A 16,154-nucleotide genomic window follows, 5' to 3' on the forward strand; every position below is an offset into this window, starting at 1 on the left:
GATCGAGTTGCCCAGGTTGGCGAAGCCGGATTGGAGCGCACCCACATTCTGTAGGCCCGAGTTGCCCAACGCCGCCGTCGACACGTTCTGCCAGCCAGAGTTGCCAGGACCGACGTTGCCGAACCCCGAGGAACCTCCGGTGCCGCTGTTGAAGAAGCCCGAGGACGGACCGGTGGTCGCGTTTCCGAAGCCGGGCCCGCCCGGAATGCTCAGGATGGGAATCGTCCGACCCTCGAGGGCGCCGGCGAAATTCATCGCGATGGCAGTGGTTGGTCCGCCGATGTTGATCGTCACCACCGGCAGGGTGATAGCGGATGTCGGGATGTTGATGGGGCCGAGGTAGAAGTAACCGTTCAGGAAGGAGGTCTGGGAGTAGTAGTAACCGGGAATGGCGACTGTATTGCCGCCGAACTGTTCGACTTCATTGATCGGGATTGTGTAGCTGAAATTGAACGGCACGGTGGGGATCGAGATCCCGAGGTTGATGCTGACCTGGCCGCGGTTGTCGCCGCTGACAAAGAACCCATTGTTCAAACTGCCCGAGTTGAAGCCCCCGGTGTTGACGTCACCCGAATTGAACCAGCCGGTGTTGTAACTGCCGGTGTTGAAGTCGCCGCTATTGTGACTCCCCGCATTGAAGCTGCCTGTGTTGACCTTTCCGGTATTGAAAATGCCGGTGTTGTAACTGCCTGAGTTGACGGCGCCGGAGTTGGCGATTCCGGTGTTGTAAGACCCCGTGTTGTAGTTCCCGGCGTCGATGGCGCCGACGTTTCCGGTGCCGGAGTTGCCGAAGCCCCAGTTCCCGATACCGGCGTTACCGATACCGACGTTTCCATTGCCCGAGTTGAAAAAGCCGACATTATTACTGCCGGAATTGAATAGGCCCAGATTGCCGCTTCCGGAGTTCAAAACGCCGAACCCGATCTGGTTCTCGCCGGTCAGGCCGATGCCGATATTGCCGGTACCGGTGTTGCCCAGTCCGACGTTACCGCTGCCGCTGTTTGCTATCCCCAGATTGCTCTCACCGGCGTTGACGAACCCGAGGTTACGGTCGCCCGCATTGGCCGGGCCGATGTTGTTGCTCCCCCGATTGCCGGAGCCGACATTGTTGTTGCCGAGGTTGCCGCTGCCGAGGTTCCCGCTGCCGAGGTTCCCAATGCCGAGGTTGTCCGCTCCGGTGTTTGCCAGAGTCTGCTTGGCGACTGTGCTGAGGGAGAGTGAAGAATCGATCGGTCCGAGCAGACCCAGCACGCTGCGCAAACTCGGGGGGTACGGCGTCAGTGCCGCGGCCGCAGCCGACACCCGCGCGTGATAGTCGAACATCGCAGCCACGTCCTGGGCCCACATTTGCTCGTAGTGAGCCTCGGCCGCCGCAATCGCGGGAGTGTTCTGCCCCAGGAGATTCGAGCTCACCAGCGACACCATGCGGGCGCGGTTGGTGGCGATGAGGCCCGGGTGAACCGTCGCCGCCTGCGCCGCCTCGAAGGCGGCGGCGGCCAGCCGAGCCTGAGCCGCAGCCTGCTCCGCCTGCGCGGATGCCGCAGTCAACCACCTGAGGTATGGTGCCGCCGCGCTGGTCATCGCCACTGAGGCGGGACCTTGCCATGACGAACCAACCAGACCCGTGGTCACTGTTGAAAACGACGCTGCGGCAGCACCCAGCCGGTCAGCCAGTCCCGCCCAGGCACCCGCGGCCTGTAGGAAGGCATCCGAGCCGGCGCCAAGATACATTCGCGCCGAGTTGATTTCGGGCGGCAACACCGCAAAACTCATCACACCGTCCTCACGGGATACCGAGGCCGTGACCATGGTTTTGGACCAGGAATCCTGGTGAGAACTGATGCCGCCGGAGCGGGTGGTCTTCGGTCTGCGTTTGTAGCGAAACGCGCTGGATGCCGGGCGTTCCCGAGCGTTTTCGCTGTGCCACCACGCTATGCAGCCGTGCTTATCTGCGTCTAGCAGAAGCTTGCGAACAAACTGTTGTGACTGATGCAAACATGGGCCGGTGGCCTATCTTGCGATTTGCGCAAGATAGCTTGAAGAAGCTTCTACTAGACGCCATGAATTGCCCTGGATAGCGTCGGTTCGAACGCACTCAAACCGAAGGTCGTCTCATGCGAACACAACGTCGGCTTTGTCGGGGACCGCTGTGCCCGAAGCTCCCGATACCGAAATTTCCAGTTTTGCAGAGGTTTTCGGTCGTGTGTGCAACCAGGTCGGGACGGTGAGTCCGGTGGAGTTGTATCAATTGCGCTACTTCCAAACCGTCGCAGAGGTCGGCACGCTGCGCGACGCCGCTGAGAAACTGGCGGTGTCGCAATCTGCGGTCAGCCGGGCAGTTGCCCTGTTGGAACACGAGATTGGCGTCGAACTATTCACCCGGCGCGGTCGGGCCAACGAACTCAACAAATTCGGGCGGGCCTTCTTGCGGGCAACCCTGGCCGCTCAGCGCAACCTCGAGACGGCGGTGGTCAAGGTACGGCAACTGGCCGGCGTCGACGGCGGGACGGTGGCCCTGGGTTTTCTGAGCTCATTGGGCGTAGCGACCGTGCCCCGCCTGATTCGCCGCCATCATGACCGCCATCCCGGGACCAGATTCGAGCTGCGCCAACGCACTGCGCCCGCGTTGATCGCCGAGCTGGCCAGCGGTGTGATCGACGTGTGCCTCAGCTATCCGCTGCCGTTCGACGAATCGCCCGGCGTGAAATGGCATCCGCTATTCACTGAGCGGCTGTACGCGGTGGTCGACCGAGAGCATCCGTTGGCCCGCCGCGAGATAATCGGATTCGAGGAACTCGCCGACGAACCGTTTGTTGCCCTGGACCGGGACCACACGCTGCGCAGAATATTCGACGACGCATGCGAACGTCACGGCCTGACACCGACAATCGCGTTCGAGGGCCCCGACATCACCACCTTGCGCGGTCTGATCGCGGCGCGGTTGGGCGTCGGGCTACTACCGAAGGCGGCTATACCGGCGCCGGGCATCGTCGAGATCGCCGTCGACGACAAACGCCTTGTTCGTCCCATCGCAGTCGGTTGGATGACCAACAGGTATCTGCCGCCATCAGCGGCGTCGTTTCGCGACACGGCGATCGGCAGTTGCGGACTGCCGGGTTGACAGCGTCCCTGCTCTCCCCAATTGCGCAATACGCAACAGTGTCATCGCAAGCTTGTGCTAGACGCCGGTACCCACTCTCCTTAACGTCGACATGTCAACCGGTGAACTGCTTGTCGACTGGAGGTAGTCGGTGCCGTTTGTCGACGTCAACCCCGTAACTTTGGCCGCTGCGGCGTCGGATGTGGCCGGAATTGGTTCGGCCGTGAGCCGTGCTTATGCGGCGGCCGCAGGCCCGACTACATCGCTCGCGAATGCGGGCGCCGATGAGGTGTCCGCGGCCGTTGTGGCGTTGTTTGAGGGTCACGGGCACGACTTCCAGGAAGTGAGCCGGCAGGCGGCGTGGCTGCATGCGCGCTTCGTCGCGGCGTTGAATGCCGCGGCAGGCGCCTATGGCAGTGCTGAAGCGGCAAATGTCAACCCGCTGCAAAGCCTGCTGGATGCGTTGAACACGCCGACGCGGGCGGTGTTCGGTCGGCCGTTGATCGGTGACGGTCTCGACGGGGCGCCGGGGACGGGCGCCGATGGCGGCGCGGGCGGTTTGCTCTTCGGCGACGGCGGTACTGGCGGCTCCGGCGCGCCTGGCCAGAACGGCGGCCGCGGCGGAGCGGCGGGACTGGTCGGCAACGGCGGAGGCGGGGGAGTCGGTGGTGTCGGCGCGGCCGGCGGCAATGGCGGAGTTGGCGGCACCGTCTGGGGCAACGGCGGGCCGGGCGGCTCCGGCGGGGTCGGGGGAGTCGGTGGCCAGGGTGGGTCCGCGGCTGTATTCGGTTCCGGTGGCATCGGCGGTAACGGTGGCATCGGCGCGGCAGCCGGAACCGGCGGCAACGGGGGGTTGCTTTTCGGTGACGGCGGCAGCGGCGGCAGGGGTGGGGCCGACATCGTCGATGCGCAGGGATACCCCCTGACTGGCGGCGCCGGCGGTAACGGGGGGTCCGCAGCCGGATTGTTCGGCAGCGGCGGGGCCGGGGGTGCGGGTGGATTGCGGATGGCTGGGGGGCAGGGGGGCGCTGGCGGCTTGGTGTGGGGAGACGGCGGGGCGGGCGGGGCCGGCGGGGCCGGTGCCGCCGGTGGTCAGGGAGGTGTAGGCGGGGGGCTGGCCGGCAATGGCGGCGGTGGGGGTCAAGGTGGGGCGGCAATGGCGGGAGTATTTGGCGGTACCGCCGGACGGGGCGGCGACGGCGGCGATGGCGGCGGCCTGATCGGGTCGGGAGGTAACGGCGGTGCGGGGGGTACCGGCCTTGCCGGTGCTGACGCAGTCAATCCAACAGCCGTGGCCAACCCCGCGGTAGGAACGCCGGGTCAGAGTTACGAGGGCAGTGCTCCTGCCAACGGCGGAAACGGCGGGACCGGGGCCGCTGGGATCACCGCCGGCCAAAGCGGTGGCGCCGGGGGCCAGGGCGGCGATTCGACCGCAACGGACTACACGTCTCTCGGCACGAAGGGTGGCGACGGCGGAACAGGTGGTGACGGCGCGCCCGGCGGCGGCAATGGCGGTGCCGGAGGGGCCGGCGGTCTCGGAAGCACGAAGGGCGTCTTGTCGTACGGCAACGGCGGCAACGGTGGCGACGGCGGGAACGGCGGCGGACCTGGGGGTGCCGGCGGTGACGGCGGTGCCGGCGGCCCGGGCATCGCATCGCAGGGAACCGCCTATGGGGGTGTGGGTGGCGACGGTGGACAGGGTGCCCCAAGCGACGCGGTCGCCGGTATCGGCGGTACTGGCGGCGCTGGAGGCAACGGAGGTAGCGCAGGCCTGCTGGTGGGAACCGGAGGCGCAGGTGGTGCCGGTGGGACCGGAGGAGTCGGCGGTAGCGGCGCTCCAGGCGGAGCCGGTGGTGCAGGCGGGGCCGGCGGAACGGCGACCGGAGACTGGGGCGCCTATGGGTATCCGGACGTCAACGATCTGACGGTTTCCGGAGGTCATGGGGGCAATGGCGGCGACTCAACGTCCAGCGGCGGCAATGGCGGCGCCGGCGGCGCCGGCGGCAATGGCGGAATTGGAGGCCGGCTCTTCGGCATCGGTGGTGCGGGAGGGGACAGCGGCAACGGCGGGGCAGGGGGTATGGGCGGGGCCGGAGGAGCCGGCGGCACCGGTGGCAGCGGCGGCGATGCATTGAGCGGGGCCGTTTCCATTGGCGGTGGTGGTGGTGACGGCGGAAACGGCGGCGATGGCGGCAGCGGCGGTAACGGCGGCCCGGCGGGGACGACTGGTGGTTCTGGCGGGTCCGGCGGGGTGATCGGGCTGGCGGGTATCCCCGGGGACCGTGGCGTGGGTGGCGCCGGCGGCGCAGGAGGACCCGGTGGCGCATATGGCCCGGCTGGTGCAGGCGGCACCGGCGGGTTGTCTGGGAGCGAGGGTGCCATCGGTCTGCAGGGCAGCGACGGCGCTATCGGGCAACCCGGCTGATGGTCACTTGCTTCAGATGCAACGAACTATGCACAAACTTCTGATAGACGAGGTTATTCGGCCTGTCTAGCGTCGTGCTGTGACCCGGCCCACATCGGTCGTGGCCGCGTTCGCGCTAGGGAGGTAGGTCCATGTCTTTTGTCAGCGTGGTGCCCGAAGTTGTTGCAGGTGTGGCTCGGGATGTAGCCGGCATCGGTGTGGCGATACAGGAGGCCAGTTCACTCGCGGCCGGCCCGACCACTGTGCTGAGTGCCGCTGCGGGCGACGAGGTCTCGGCGGCCATCGCGAAGGTCTTCGGCCGTCATGCTCAGGATTTTCAGGCCGCGAGCCGGCAGGCGGCGCGCTACCACGAACAATTTGTGGCCGTGCTGGGTGCCAGCGCCAGCTCGTATGCCGGTGCCGAGGCGCTCAATGCCGGACCGCTCCAAGGCTTGCTGACCGCGGTCAATGCGCCCACTCAGACGTTGCTGGGTCGTCCGCTGATCGGTAACGGCGCCGACGCGGCGCCAGGCAGCGGCGCCGACGGAGGGGCCGGTGGGTTGTTGGTCGGAAATGGTGGCGCCGGCGGCTCCGGTGCCCCCGGGCAAAACGGGGGCAACGGTGGCGCTGCGGGGCTGATCGGGAGTGGCGGCATGGGCGGCGCCGGCGGCAGCAGCGCAACCGGCGGAAATGGCGGCTCTGGTGGTTGGTTATTGGGTAACGGCGGCTTCGGCGGGGCCGGCGGAGTAGGGGCATTCTCCGAAAACGGCATAGCCGGGCAAGGTGGCGTGGGCGGCCAGGGCGGCGCCGCCGGCCTGATCGGAACAGGTGGAGCAGGCGGCGCGGGCGGAACAGGCGGCGCGTCCGAGGGGGTCGAAGGGACCGGCGGTACCGGCGGCACCGGCGGAGCGGGGGGTAGCGGAGGGCTGCTCGGGTCCGGTGGCGCCGGCGGGGTCGGCGGTGGCGGCGGTTTCGGCACCCAGGGCGGTTACGGCGGCAATGGCGGTCAGGGCGGCACCAACGGATATCTCTACGGCAGCGGCGGCAGCGGCGGCGGCGGCGGCAACGGCGGCGGCGGGTACATCGGCGGCGGTGGGGGGACCGGCGGCGAAGGTGGTTCGGCGCGGTTGTTCGGCGTCGGCGGGACCGGAGGTGACGGTGGGCTCGGTCAATCGGGTACGGGCGCTGGACCAGGCGGGGTGGCCGGTAGCGGTGGCGACGGTGGTTTGTTGTGGGGTGCGGGCGGTGCCGGAGGAGTGGGTGGAGCCGGTGGCTTCGACCGTGACGGAAATTCCGCCGCATCGGGGTACAGCGGTAATGGTGGTGCCGCAGGTTGGTGGGGACATGGCGGTGACGGCGGAGCCGGAGTCCTCGGCTCCACCGGCGGGAACGGCGGCCGCGGTGGACTCTTGTTCGGCAATGGCGGAGCGGGTGGGCAGGGCGGCGCGGGTGCGGACGGCGGCCACGGAGGCAATGGCGGACGGTTGTTCGGCAATGGTGGCGACGGTGGCCAGGGCGGGTCCGCGCAGGCGGGCATCAACGGCGGCGTAGCCGGGCAAGGTGGTGACGGCGGGAATGCCGCAGCGCTGGCGGGATCGGGCGGCCGTGGCGGTCAGGGCGGCGCCGGCTTCGCCGGATCACCGGGTGTGAACCCGGGCAGCTATGCAAACGCGCCGGGGAGTGATGGGCAGAGCTACGGCAGCCCCTCGCAACCCGAATCCGGTACCTACACCGCCGGTGCCGGGGGGCCCGGACCGGACGGTGGCTTCGGCCAAGACGGTGGCGACGGGGGATCCGGCGGCAGCATCTATTCGGGCGGAGACCCCAACAACCCCACCACCGGCGGCAGCGGCGGGGACGGCGGTACCGGCGGCACAGGAGGCAACGGTGGTGCCGGAGGGGCTGGCGGTTTTGCGCAAGCAACAGCCTTCGCCGCGGTCGGCGGGAACGGCGGCAACGGGGGCAACGGCAGCCAGCCTGGGGGTGCTGGCGGTGCCGGTGGGATCGGCGGTTCCAGCAACTCTGCCGGGGGCGATGCCTTCGCTGGGAGTGGCGGCGAAGGTGGTAACGGTGCCCAGAGTGGCAACTCCGGTGGTGGCGGCGGAGCCGGCGGCGCGGGTGGCAACGGCGGTAGTGCGGGCCTGCTGATCGGCAACGGCGGCGCCGGCGGTGCCGGAGGAATCGGCGGAAACGGCGGTGCGGGTGCTGCCGGTGGTGCTGGCGGTGCCGGTGGGGCGGCAGGCACTGCAACCGGCAGCATCGCCGCCATTGGGTATCCCGACAGCACCAACCCTCAGTCTGGTGGCGACGGGGGCAATGGCGCCAATTCGGCGTCCACCGGAGGCACGGGCGGCACCGGCGGCACGGGCGGCAACGGCGGCAACGGCGGTCGGCTGCTCGGTTTCGGCGGTGCCGGGGGTGCTGCAGGCGACGGCGGATTCGGTGGTGCCGGCGGTGCCGGAGGGGCAGGCGGAGCCGGTGGCCAAGGGGGTAACGCCGTTGCCCCTGTCGACAGTGCATATCGTGTCGCCGCCGGCAACGGCGGTGACGGCGGTGACGGCGGTAACGGGGGAAACGGCGGTAACGGCGGGGCACCCGGGCTCACTGGCGGCGCAGGCGGACAGGGCGGGCTGATCGGGCTCCCAGGCAGCCATGGCGCCGCGGGCCTGGCCGGTGCGGGAGGCCCGGGCGGGGCCGGCGGTGCCTACGGAACCGGGGGCGCGGGCGGCACGGTCAGTCAGGGAACCGGCGCTGGAAGCCCCGGCGCAAACGGAAAAGCGGGCGCCGATGGAACGCCCGGCCTGCCAGGCTGACACGTCGCATGGTGGACTGCCTGCCATGTTCGATGCCCATTTCCACGTCATCGACCCCGCGCATCCCCTGATCCCGAATGAGGGGTTTGTTCCCGCTCCCTTTACCGTCTCCGACTACCTCGAGCGGGTGGCGCCGTACGGGATCACCGGCGGGGCCGTCGTTTCGGGATCGTTCCAGGGCTTCGACCAGGGCTACCTAACCTCTGCGTTGTCGCAACTAGGACCGGGCTGGGTCGGCGTCACCCAGCTCGACCCTGGCACGTCCGATGACGACATCGTGAGTCTGGACCTGGCCGGAGTGCGCGCGATCCGTTTCACCCTGGCTCGAGGCGGCTCGTTGGACGTGAATCTGGCTCTGCGCGTACACGACCTGTGTGGCTGGCATACGGAGCTGTACGTGGATTCGGCGCGACTGAGCGACCTCGCCCCACATCTGGCACGACTACCCCGGGTGAGTATCGACCACCTGGGCCTGAGCGCTGCCGGGCTGCCTCATCTGCTTGATGCGGTCGGCCGAGGAATCCGAGTCAAAGCAACCGGCTTCGGTCGCCTGCAACTCGACGTCGGCGACGCCTTGCGCCGCATCGACGCCGTCAACCCGCAAGCGCTGTTGTTCGGCACTGACCTGCCAGGCACCCGGGCGCCACGCGTGTTCGCCCCGGAAGATCTCGACCTCATCACCACAACCCTTGGAGACTCTGCCTTGCAACGGCTTAGCGCGAACGCCCGCACTTGGTATCGATCCTAAAACGGCTGCCAGGACATTTGCGGCAAGCGCATCACTGTCTTCGAGATCTTCTGCTAGACGCTGCTATCGGGCCTGCCTAGCGTCCTGAGTGACCGAGATCAAGTGGCTCGTGCCGGCCGAAAGGTCCGGTGAACCTCGGGGTCGTATCCGCATCGTGGAGGTGCTCCATGTCGTTCATCAGTGTCTCACCGGAACTCGTCGCGGCGGTGGCTTCCGACGTGGCCGGGATCGGTTCGGCAGTCTCCCAGGCCCATAGTGCGGCGGCGTGGTCGACCACTCAGTTGGCTGCTGCCGGAGCAGATGAGGTGTCAGCGGCGATCGCGAACTTATTCGCCGGCCATGGTCAAGAGTTTCAGACGGCGAGCCGTGAGATGGCGCTGTTCCACGATCGGTTCGTCGCTGCACTGACAGCCAGTGCGGGTGCCTACAGCGGTGCGGAGGCACTCAACGCCGGGCCGCTGCAGGGGCTGCTGGACGTGGTCAACGCGCCGACGCAGGCGTTGTTCGGGCGTCCGCTGATCGGAAATGGTGTCGATGGGGCGCCGGGAACGGGCACACACGGCGGTGCGGGTGGGTTGCTGTTCGGCAACGGCGGCAACGGTGGATCCGGGGCGGTGGGGCAGGCCGGCGGCAATGGCGGGGCGGCCGGGCTGTTTGGCCAGGGCGGTGCCGGCGGCGTCGGCGGGGATGCTGCCGGCGGGGGCAACGGCGGATCCGGCGGGTGGCTCTGGGGCAACGGTGGGAGTGGTGGGCGCGGTGGTATCGGGTTGGCGGGTGCGACGGGTGGCAGCGGCGGCGCGGGCGGGTCTGCCTGGCTGATCGGTGCGGGCGGTGCCGGGGGCAACGGTGGGCTCGGCGGGGATGACCTGTTGGCGGGCGGTGCGGGTGGTGGCGGCGGTGCCGGGGGCGCTGCGGGCCTGTTCGGCTCCGGCGGTGCCGGCGGTGCGGGCGGCATGGGCGGTCTTGGTGCTTTGCAGGGCGGCAATGGCGGTTCCGGTGGCCACGGCGGCGTGAATGGCTGGTTGTACGGCAGTGGCGGCGCGGGCGGTGCCGGCGGCTTCGGTGGTGACGGTGTAGTCGGCGGCAACGCCGGCGCTGGTGGCGACGGCGGTGCAGCTCGGCTCATCGGAGTCGGTGGTGCAGCAGGCGCCGGAGGGGTCGGTGCTTCGAGCGCCACCGGCGGCTGGGGAGGCGCAGGCGGAAATGGTGGCGCGGGTGGGCTCTTGTACGGTGCCGGCGGCGCGGGCGGCGCCGGGGGTGCCGGCGGACAGGACGTGGTGCACGGCCTCTATAGCCCTGGGGGTGCCGGAGGCTTCGGCGGTTCCGCCGGTTGGATTGGAACCGGCGGTGTTGGGGGCGCGGGGGGTATCGGCGCGTTCGGCGGACACGGCGGCAACGGCGGGCTGCTGTTCGGCAACGGTGCGATTGGCGGAGTGGGCGGCGCCGGTGCCCAAGGCGGCCAGGGCGGCAATGGTGGACTGCTGGTCGGCAACGGTGGCGACGGCGGCCAAGGTGGTGCCGGCGTCGCAGGCTTCAACAACGGCAACGCCGGTCGCGGCGGAGACGGCGGCAGCGCCGCGGCGTTGTCTGGCTCCGGTGGCAGGGGCGGTCATGGCGGCGCCGGTTTGGCTGGAGCAGACGCGAAACTGCCTGTGCCGCCCATCAACGACACTCCTCCCATCAACGGCCAGGATGCCGGGAGCCCGGACGGCGACCGACCGGACTTCGCGAACGCGGGTGCAGGCTCAGCAGGTGCCGATGGCGGCACCAACCCAAGCGGCGGCACCGGTGGCGCTGGTGGCAACGCCTACGGGGCGAATTTTGCCGCTGGCGGGGCGGGGGGTGAAGGTGGTCGTCCAGGCCCGGGAGGAAACGGCGGCGCGGGGGGCGCGGGCGGACTCGCGGATGTCAACGGCCAGTTCGCCACCGCCCAGGGCGGCGACGGCGGCCTTGGAATGGGCGGACATCACCCGGGGGGTGCCGGCGGGGCCGGCGGTGCCGGTGGCGCCGCGACCGCTGCGAACGGACAAGCCTATGGAGGGGCCGGCGGAGCCGGTGGTCTCGGTGATGCAAGCAAAGTCTCTGGTGGCAATGGAGGAGCGGGCGGCGCCGGAGGCAACGGCGGCAACGCCGGGCTGTTGTTCGGCGACGGCGGCGCGGGCGGAGCTGGCGGTGTGGGTGGGTCCGGTGGGAGCGGCGGCTCCGGCACTGCTGGCGGGGCCGGTGGGGAGGGTGGCATTGCTAACGCTTCGATCCAGGCGGTCGGCGGTGCCGGTGGTGGCGGAGGCGATGGTGCCGATGCTGCCTCTAGAGGCGGTGACGGCGGCGGAGGCGGCGCGGGCGGTCACGGCGGCAACGCCGGCAAGGTCTTCGGCACCGGCGGCACCGGCGGTAGCGCCGGCGCGGGTGGGGCTGGCGGATCGGGCGGCGCGGGCGGCGACGGCGGTGCCGGCGGCCACGGCGGAAATGCCAACGGACTCGAAGTGAGCACCGACGTCACGGCCGGGGATGGCGGTGACGGAGGCAGCGGCGGCAATGGCGGAAACGGTGGCAATGGGGGCGCAGCCGGGCTCGCCGGAACCGGCGGCCGGGGCGGCCTGATCGGGAGTCCCGGTGGAATCGGATCGGCCGCCGAAGGTGGCGCGGGCGGTACAGCTGGGTCGGGTGGTGATTCGGGAGCCGGGGGCGCAGGCGGCACGGCGAACGGCGGCGGCAGAAACGGACAGGCAGGCGCCGACGGGATTGCCGGCCAGCCCGGCAAAGCAGGCGAGCACGGCTGAAAGGGCCGATCTGCGGTGCTTCGCGCGAACCCGTTCAGTGAATCAGGTTGTGAATTACTTGGGTAAGCACCACCCACTGTTGTCAGTAGCGCAAGCATACATTCGTAACCTTCTACTGGACCGCACATGCGGCGATACATATTGTTGTCGGGTAGGCACTAATGCCGCGGGTGCAGTTCGCGCGCCAATTTCGCATATTGCCCATCAGACGCCGGGTGATGGGTGCCGAAAATTTGTTCTCCCGTTAAGGAGCACGTCATGGATTTCACGGCACTACCGCCGGAGATTAATTCAGCACTTATCTATGCGGGCGCCGGTGCGGATCCGATGTATCGTGCTGCCACCGCCTGGGACGGTCTGTCCGCCGATCTGCGTGCCTCGGCGGCGTCCTTCGACGGCGTTGTTGCTCAGTTGATCCGCGGTCCTTGGGGCGGTGCCGCGTCCGCGTCGATGGCGGCGGCAGCAGCGCCTTACGTGGGGTGGCTGAGTGCGGCGGCCGGGCAGGCCGAGTCGTCGGCGATACAAGCGCGGCTGGCGGCGACGATGTATGAAACGGCGTTGGCCGGATCGGTGCATCCGGTGGCGGTGTCGTCGAATCGGGTGTTGTTGAGCTCCTTGATTGCAACGAACTTTCTCGGCCTGAACACCCCGGCGATCGCTGCTACTGAATTCGTCTACGCGGAGATGTGGGCGCAGGACGTGGCGGCGATGTTGGGGTATCACGCCGGGGCCGCGTCGGTCGCGGCGGCCTTGCCGCCCTTCAGCTTTCCGCCACTGGACTTGGCCGGGTTCGCGGCGGGCGCGGGTGCGCAACTCGCCGGTGCTGCCTCGGCTGCACAAGCGCTTGTCGCAGCCGTGCCGACGTCAACCCTGGCGTCGGCAGGGCAGGCGCTCATGACGCCTGCCGGCATGGCGATGTCGCCGTTGATGAACGCGATGAGCAGTGCGACGCACGGGGGCACCACGGGCGTGACCGCGGCCGAACCATTAGCGGCTGTCAACAGATTCGCCGGCGCCGCATTGCCGGCCATTGGTCCCACGGGCGTTGCGGGACGGTCGATTTCGGCGGGTATGGCACAGGCACGCATGCTGGGCGCCTTGTCCGTGCCGCCGACGTGGGCCGGCTCGGCCCCGGCTCAGGCGGCGGGTCCGGCGATGTCAGGGTTGCGTGCGGTGCAGGTGACGCCCGAGTTGCCGGCTGCTGCGACCGCTGCGGGCGGCGGGATGCCGATGATGCCGATGCCTACGGGTGCCATGGGTGCAGCCGCCGGGGGGCTACCCGGTGGTATGGCGGGCCGTGGCGGTGGGGGATCGCACCTGGTGCAGTCGCGGCCCAGTGTGGTGCCGCGTCTTGGTCTCGGGTAGGGGTAATGCGCCGGCGTCTCGGCGTGATGAAAGCATCTGGAACGAAGAGATTTTCATGACCACTAGGGTCATGACCGACCAGCACGCCACGGCTGAACATCGGCCGGTCGTCAGCGTTAGACGGGAATCTTCACCGGTCCCGGCGGGTAGATTCTGCCGCTGCCGGGTGGTGGCGCGGGCATCTTGGTAAGTGGCGGCACCGCCGGCGTGGAAGGTGTTTCAGGCGGGGCTGGTGCGGCCGGGGCCTGCGGTGCCGTGGTTACCGATGTGCCGGGCAGGCTGGTTGGCATGGCGGGGGACGAGCCGAGAAGAGGCCCGAGCTGCTGCGCAACGGGCGCCAGTCTCGACAGGGCCGCTGAGACGTCGACGTGATAGGCGAACATCGCATTCACGTCCCGGGCCCACATCTCGTCGTAATCCCCTTCCAGGGCGGCGATTACCGGGATGTTGAGCCCGAAGAAGTTCGTGTTGACCAATGTGGTGATCACGGTGCGGTTGGCCGCGATCACTACCGGCTGCACGGTGGCGGCGTACGACGCCTCAAAGGCGGCCGCCACTGCGGCGGCTTGATTGGACGCGCAGTCAGAGTGAACTGCCGCCGCTGCAAGCCACGCTGCGTATGGCGCTGCCGCTTCCGCCATCTTCGCAGCCGCCTGACCCTGCCAGGGGCCGCCGGTGAGCTCCCTGGTCACCGACGCGAACGATGCTGAGGCCGAACGCAACTCGTTGGCAAGGCCGGCCCAGGAAGCGGCCGCCTCGAGCATCGGTCCCGGGCCGGCGCCTGCGTGCATGAGCGCTGAATTTACTTCCGGAGGGAGGGCAGCGTAATTCATTTCGGATTCCTTCCGTGGCAAGGCAGCGTTCGTCAGGGCCGTTGGATGATCACTTCGAGGTACTGTGCCGGTGAGTTGGACGATTGAATTGTTCAATGCATAGTGAAATGCTGAGCTGACGATATGGCTACTCGGCACCGATATCAGCAGAAATCGGCAAATCAAGGCGCACATAATGTCGAATAATGTGTTCGATTTGGCGCTCGACATCAATAGGGCTCGACGTCTGCAATGCGCCGCCGTGCGGGATTTCTGTGTCACCGGGCCCGTGGGTCAGGGTGGCGTCGCGGTCTCGGATGATCGAAGAACGGCCCGCTGCAGATTCTTGGCAAGCCAGGCCTCGAACTGCTCGAGGGTGTATCCACCGGCACCCGTCATCATTTCATAGACGGCCGGGCTGGCCATCGCCCAGGCCGTGTCGACAGCTTCCTGTCGCGGAAGCTGCAGGGCCTCGTCGGGGATACTCGACAGCAGCTCTGCGAACGTCCCATGGCGCAGCTTCTGGAGTTCCTGCCATTCTTCGGCGATTGCCGTGTCGACGGCGGCTCCGTCTCGATAAGCCTGCCACGCTACGGCGGACCGCTGGGCGATCCGGCAGAACAATGACGCAACTTGGCTGAGGACAGCGGCAGGTGTGTCCGGAACTAGTTGCGAGGCATAGTACTTCGGCGACGGACTGGTGCCCGGAGTAAGTGTGCTGTACAGGTACGCCCGAAGCAGCGCGCGTTTGCTGCCCCACGCGAGGTAGAGCGTCTGCACGGTGACCCCGGCGCCTTCGGCGATGCGATTGACAGTGGCGGCGACATAGCCCACGCGAGCGAATTCCGCGGCAGCGGCTTCGAGTAGCAGTCTGCGAGTTTCAGCGCGTGAGGCCGCTCCCGCCTCACGGAGTCGGGCGGTGTTGCGTGGCCGTTTGCCTTCCACCCACCACACCCTACCGTATTGGATTAGAGTAGCACTAAAATCAATTAGAGTGATACCCTAATCTGGTGCGACCAGGGAGTCTGAACCAGAACTTCATCGGTCCGACCGCGCGAGCGCCACGCCTGCACCGGAGCCGGTCGCGCACCAACTCAGTGTTCGAAGAGAGTCGGAGGCTGTATGGAGCTCTATCAGCTGCGGTATTTTCAGACGGTCGCAGATGTCGGCACGCTGCGGGACGCAGCCGAGCAGTTGGCGGTCTCGCAATCGTCGGTCAGTCGGGCCATCGCGATGCTCGAAGCCGAGATCGGGGTCGAATTCTTCACCCGACGCGGGCGTGCCAATGAACTCAACCGGTTCGGGCAGGCGTTCTTGCGGGCGATTCGGAGTGCTCAGCGCGGTCTCGACGCGGCCGTCTCCGACGTTCGCCAACTCGCGGGGTTCGATGCCGGCACGGTTGCTTTCGGATTCCTTGGCTCACTCGGTGTTTCGACCGTGCCCAATTTGCTGCGTCGTCATCACGAGCGTTGTCCCGGGTCGCGTTATGTATTGCGCCAGGGTTCAGGACCAGCCCTCGCCGAGGATCTGGCCAAGGGCGTGATCGACGTCTGCCTCGGATATCCCATGACGTGTGACGATGCTCCCGGCGTGAGGTGGCACAACTTGTTCACACAGCGGCTTTACGCCGTGGTCGACCTCGAGCACCCCTTGGCTCGCCGAGAGGTAATTGGGTTCGAGGAGCTCGCTGACTGCGCGTTCGTGGCCCCTGACCGAGCACACACGTTGCGCAGGATCTTCGACGAGGCCTGCGTGCGCCATGGCGTCACCCCGACGATCACGCTCGAGGGAACCGACATCACGACACTGCGCGGCTTGATCGGCGCCGGGTTGGGGGTCGGGGTGCTGCCGAGAGCGGCCGTACCGCTTCCCGGCATCGCTGAAATCGCGATCGACGATCGACATTTGTTCCGGCCGATCGCGGTCGGCTGGATGGCGAATAGGTATCTGCCGCCGTCGGCTGCCGCGTTTCGCGACACCGTCATCGCGTCTCGCGGCATGCCGGAACACGACCTGAACAGCGTGCGTCGACCGTCGTTAAGTGAAATCGGTTGTGAAACAAGGAGTTATTGTGGCGATACCGCATCCAGTTTACGATCGGCCCTGGAAGCGTCCCGGAGCCATTAGGTATG

At 68.1% G+C, this 16,154-nt stretch carries 10 protein-coding genes; 7 read left to right on the forward strand and 3 right to left on the reverse strand.

Going from position 1 to position 16,154, the window contains the following annotated elements; all coding sequences use genetic code 11:
* Positions 1–1,773, reverse strand: a 1,773-nt coding sequence (locus AC5Y7D_RS08760; protein ID WP_499923236.1) for a PPE domain-containing protein, incomplete at its 3' end; no start/stop codon positions are given.
* Between the two features lie 430 nt (positions 1,774–2,203).
* Here AC5Y7D_RS08760 and AC5Y7D_RS08765 point away from each other — a divergent pair.
* The 6 genes from AC5Y7D_RS08765 to AC5Y7D_RS08790 all read left to right on the forward strand — a co-directional run bounded on the left by AC5Y7D_RS08765 (position 2,204) and on the right by AC5Y7D_RS08790 (position 13,210).
* Positions 2,204–3,121 carry a LysR family transcriptional regulator gene (locus tag AC5Y7D_RS08765; protein ID WP_499923238.1) on the forward strand — a complete coding sequence of 306 codons (918 nt, stop codon included), beginning with the start codon at positions 2,204–2,206 and terminating at the stop codon, positions 3,119–3,121.
* A 130-nt stretch (positions 3,122–3,251) separates the two neighbouring features.
* The gene (locus AC5Y7D_RS08770; protein WP_499923240.1) at positions 3,252–5,525 is read left to right on the forward strand and encodes a PE family protein; all 2,274 of its coding nucleotides are present in this window, start codon (positions 3,252–3,254) and stop codon (positions 5,523–5,525) included.
* 131 nt (positions 5,526–5,656) lie between these two features.
* Positions 5,657–8,317: a PE family protein gene (locus AC5Y7D_RS08775; RefSeq protein ID WP_499923241.1), complete on the forward strand. Its 2,661-nt coding sequence runs from the start codon at positions 5,657–5,659 to the stop codon at positions 8,315–8,317.
* Positions 8,318–8,342: 25 nt separating this feature from the next.
* Positions 8,343–9,065, forward strand: a complete 723-nt coding sequence (locus AC5Y7D_RS08780) for an amidohydrolase family protein (RefSeq protein ID WP_499923242.1) — start codon at positions 8,343–8,345, stop codon at positions 9,063–9,065.
* A gap of 167 nt (positions 9,066–9,232) precedes the next feature.
* A complete protein-coding gene (locus tag AC5Y7D_RS08785; protein WP_499923244.1) occupies positions 9,233–11,845 on the forward strand; it encodes a PE family protein in 2,613 nt (870 codons plus the stop codon).
* Between the two features lie 258 nt (positions 11,846–12,103).
* Entirely contained in the window at positions 12,104–13,210 is a 1,107-nt protein-coding gene (locus tag AC5Y7D_RS08790) for a PPE family protein (RefSeq protein ID WP_499923246.1), read from the forward strand.
* 116 nt (positions 13,211–13,326) lie between these two features.
* Here AC5Y7D_RS08790 and AC5Y7D_RS08795 read toward each other — a convergent pair whose 3' ends face one another.
* Positions 13,327–14,043, reverse strand: coding sequence for a PPE family protein (locus tag AC5Y7D_RS08795; RefSeq protein WP_499923247.1), 717 nt, complete (start codon positions 14,041–14,043; stop codon positions 13,327–13,329).
* A 273-nt stretch (positions 14,044–14,316) separates the two neighbouring features.
* On the reverse strand, positions 14,317–14,967 hold the full coding sequence (locus tag AC5Y7D_RS08800) for a TetR/AcrR family transcriptional regulator (protein ID WP_499923249.1): 651 nt from the start codon (positions 14,965–14,967) through the stop codon (positions 14,317–14,319).
* A gap of 177 nt (positions 14,968–15,144) precedes the next feature.
* Here AC5Y7D_RS08800 and AC5Y7D_RS08805 point away from each other — a divergent pair, with 177 nt between their 5' ends.
* Complete coding sequence (locus AC5Y7D_RS08805; RefSeq protein ID WP_499923252.1) at positions 15,145–16,149, forward strand: LysR family transcriptional regulator; 1,005 nt, start codon at positions 15,145–15,147, stop codon at positions 16,147–16,149.
* The last annotated feature ends 5 nt before the right edge of the window (positions 16,150–16,154 follow it).

The sequence above is a fragment of the Mycobacterium sp. NGS49 genome, assembly GCF_059812565.1.

What these genes read in the sequence shown, in the direction of transcription:
- AC5Y7D_RS08785 (WP_499923244.1), top strand. Translation starts at nt 9,233, where the DNA reads ATGTCGTTCATCAGTGTCTCACCGGAACTCGTCGCGGCGGTGGCTTCC.
- AC5Y7D_RS08780 (WP_499923242.1), top strand. Translation starts at nt 8,343, where the DNA reads ATGTTCGATGCCCATTTCCACGTCATCGACCCCGCGCATCCCCTGATC.
- AC5Y7D_RS08775 (WP_499923241.1), top strand. Translation starts at nt 5,657, where the DNA reads ATGTCTTTTGTCAGCGTGGTGCCCGAAGTTGTTGCAGGTGTGGCTCGG.
- AC5Y7D_RS08795 (WP_499923247.1), bottom strand. Translation starts at nt 14,043, where the DNA reads ATGAATTACGCTGCCCTCCCTCCGGAAGTAAATTCAGCGCTCATGCAC.
- AC5Y7D_RS08790 (WP_499923246.1), top strand. Translation starts at nt 12,104, where the DNA reads ATGGATTTCACGGCACTACCGCCGGAGATTAATTCAGCACTTATCTAT.
- AC5Y7D_RS08805 (WP_499923252.1), top strand. Translation starts at nt 15,145, where the DNA reads ATGGAGCTCTATCAGCTGCGGTATTTTCAGACGGTCGCAGATGTCGGC.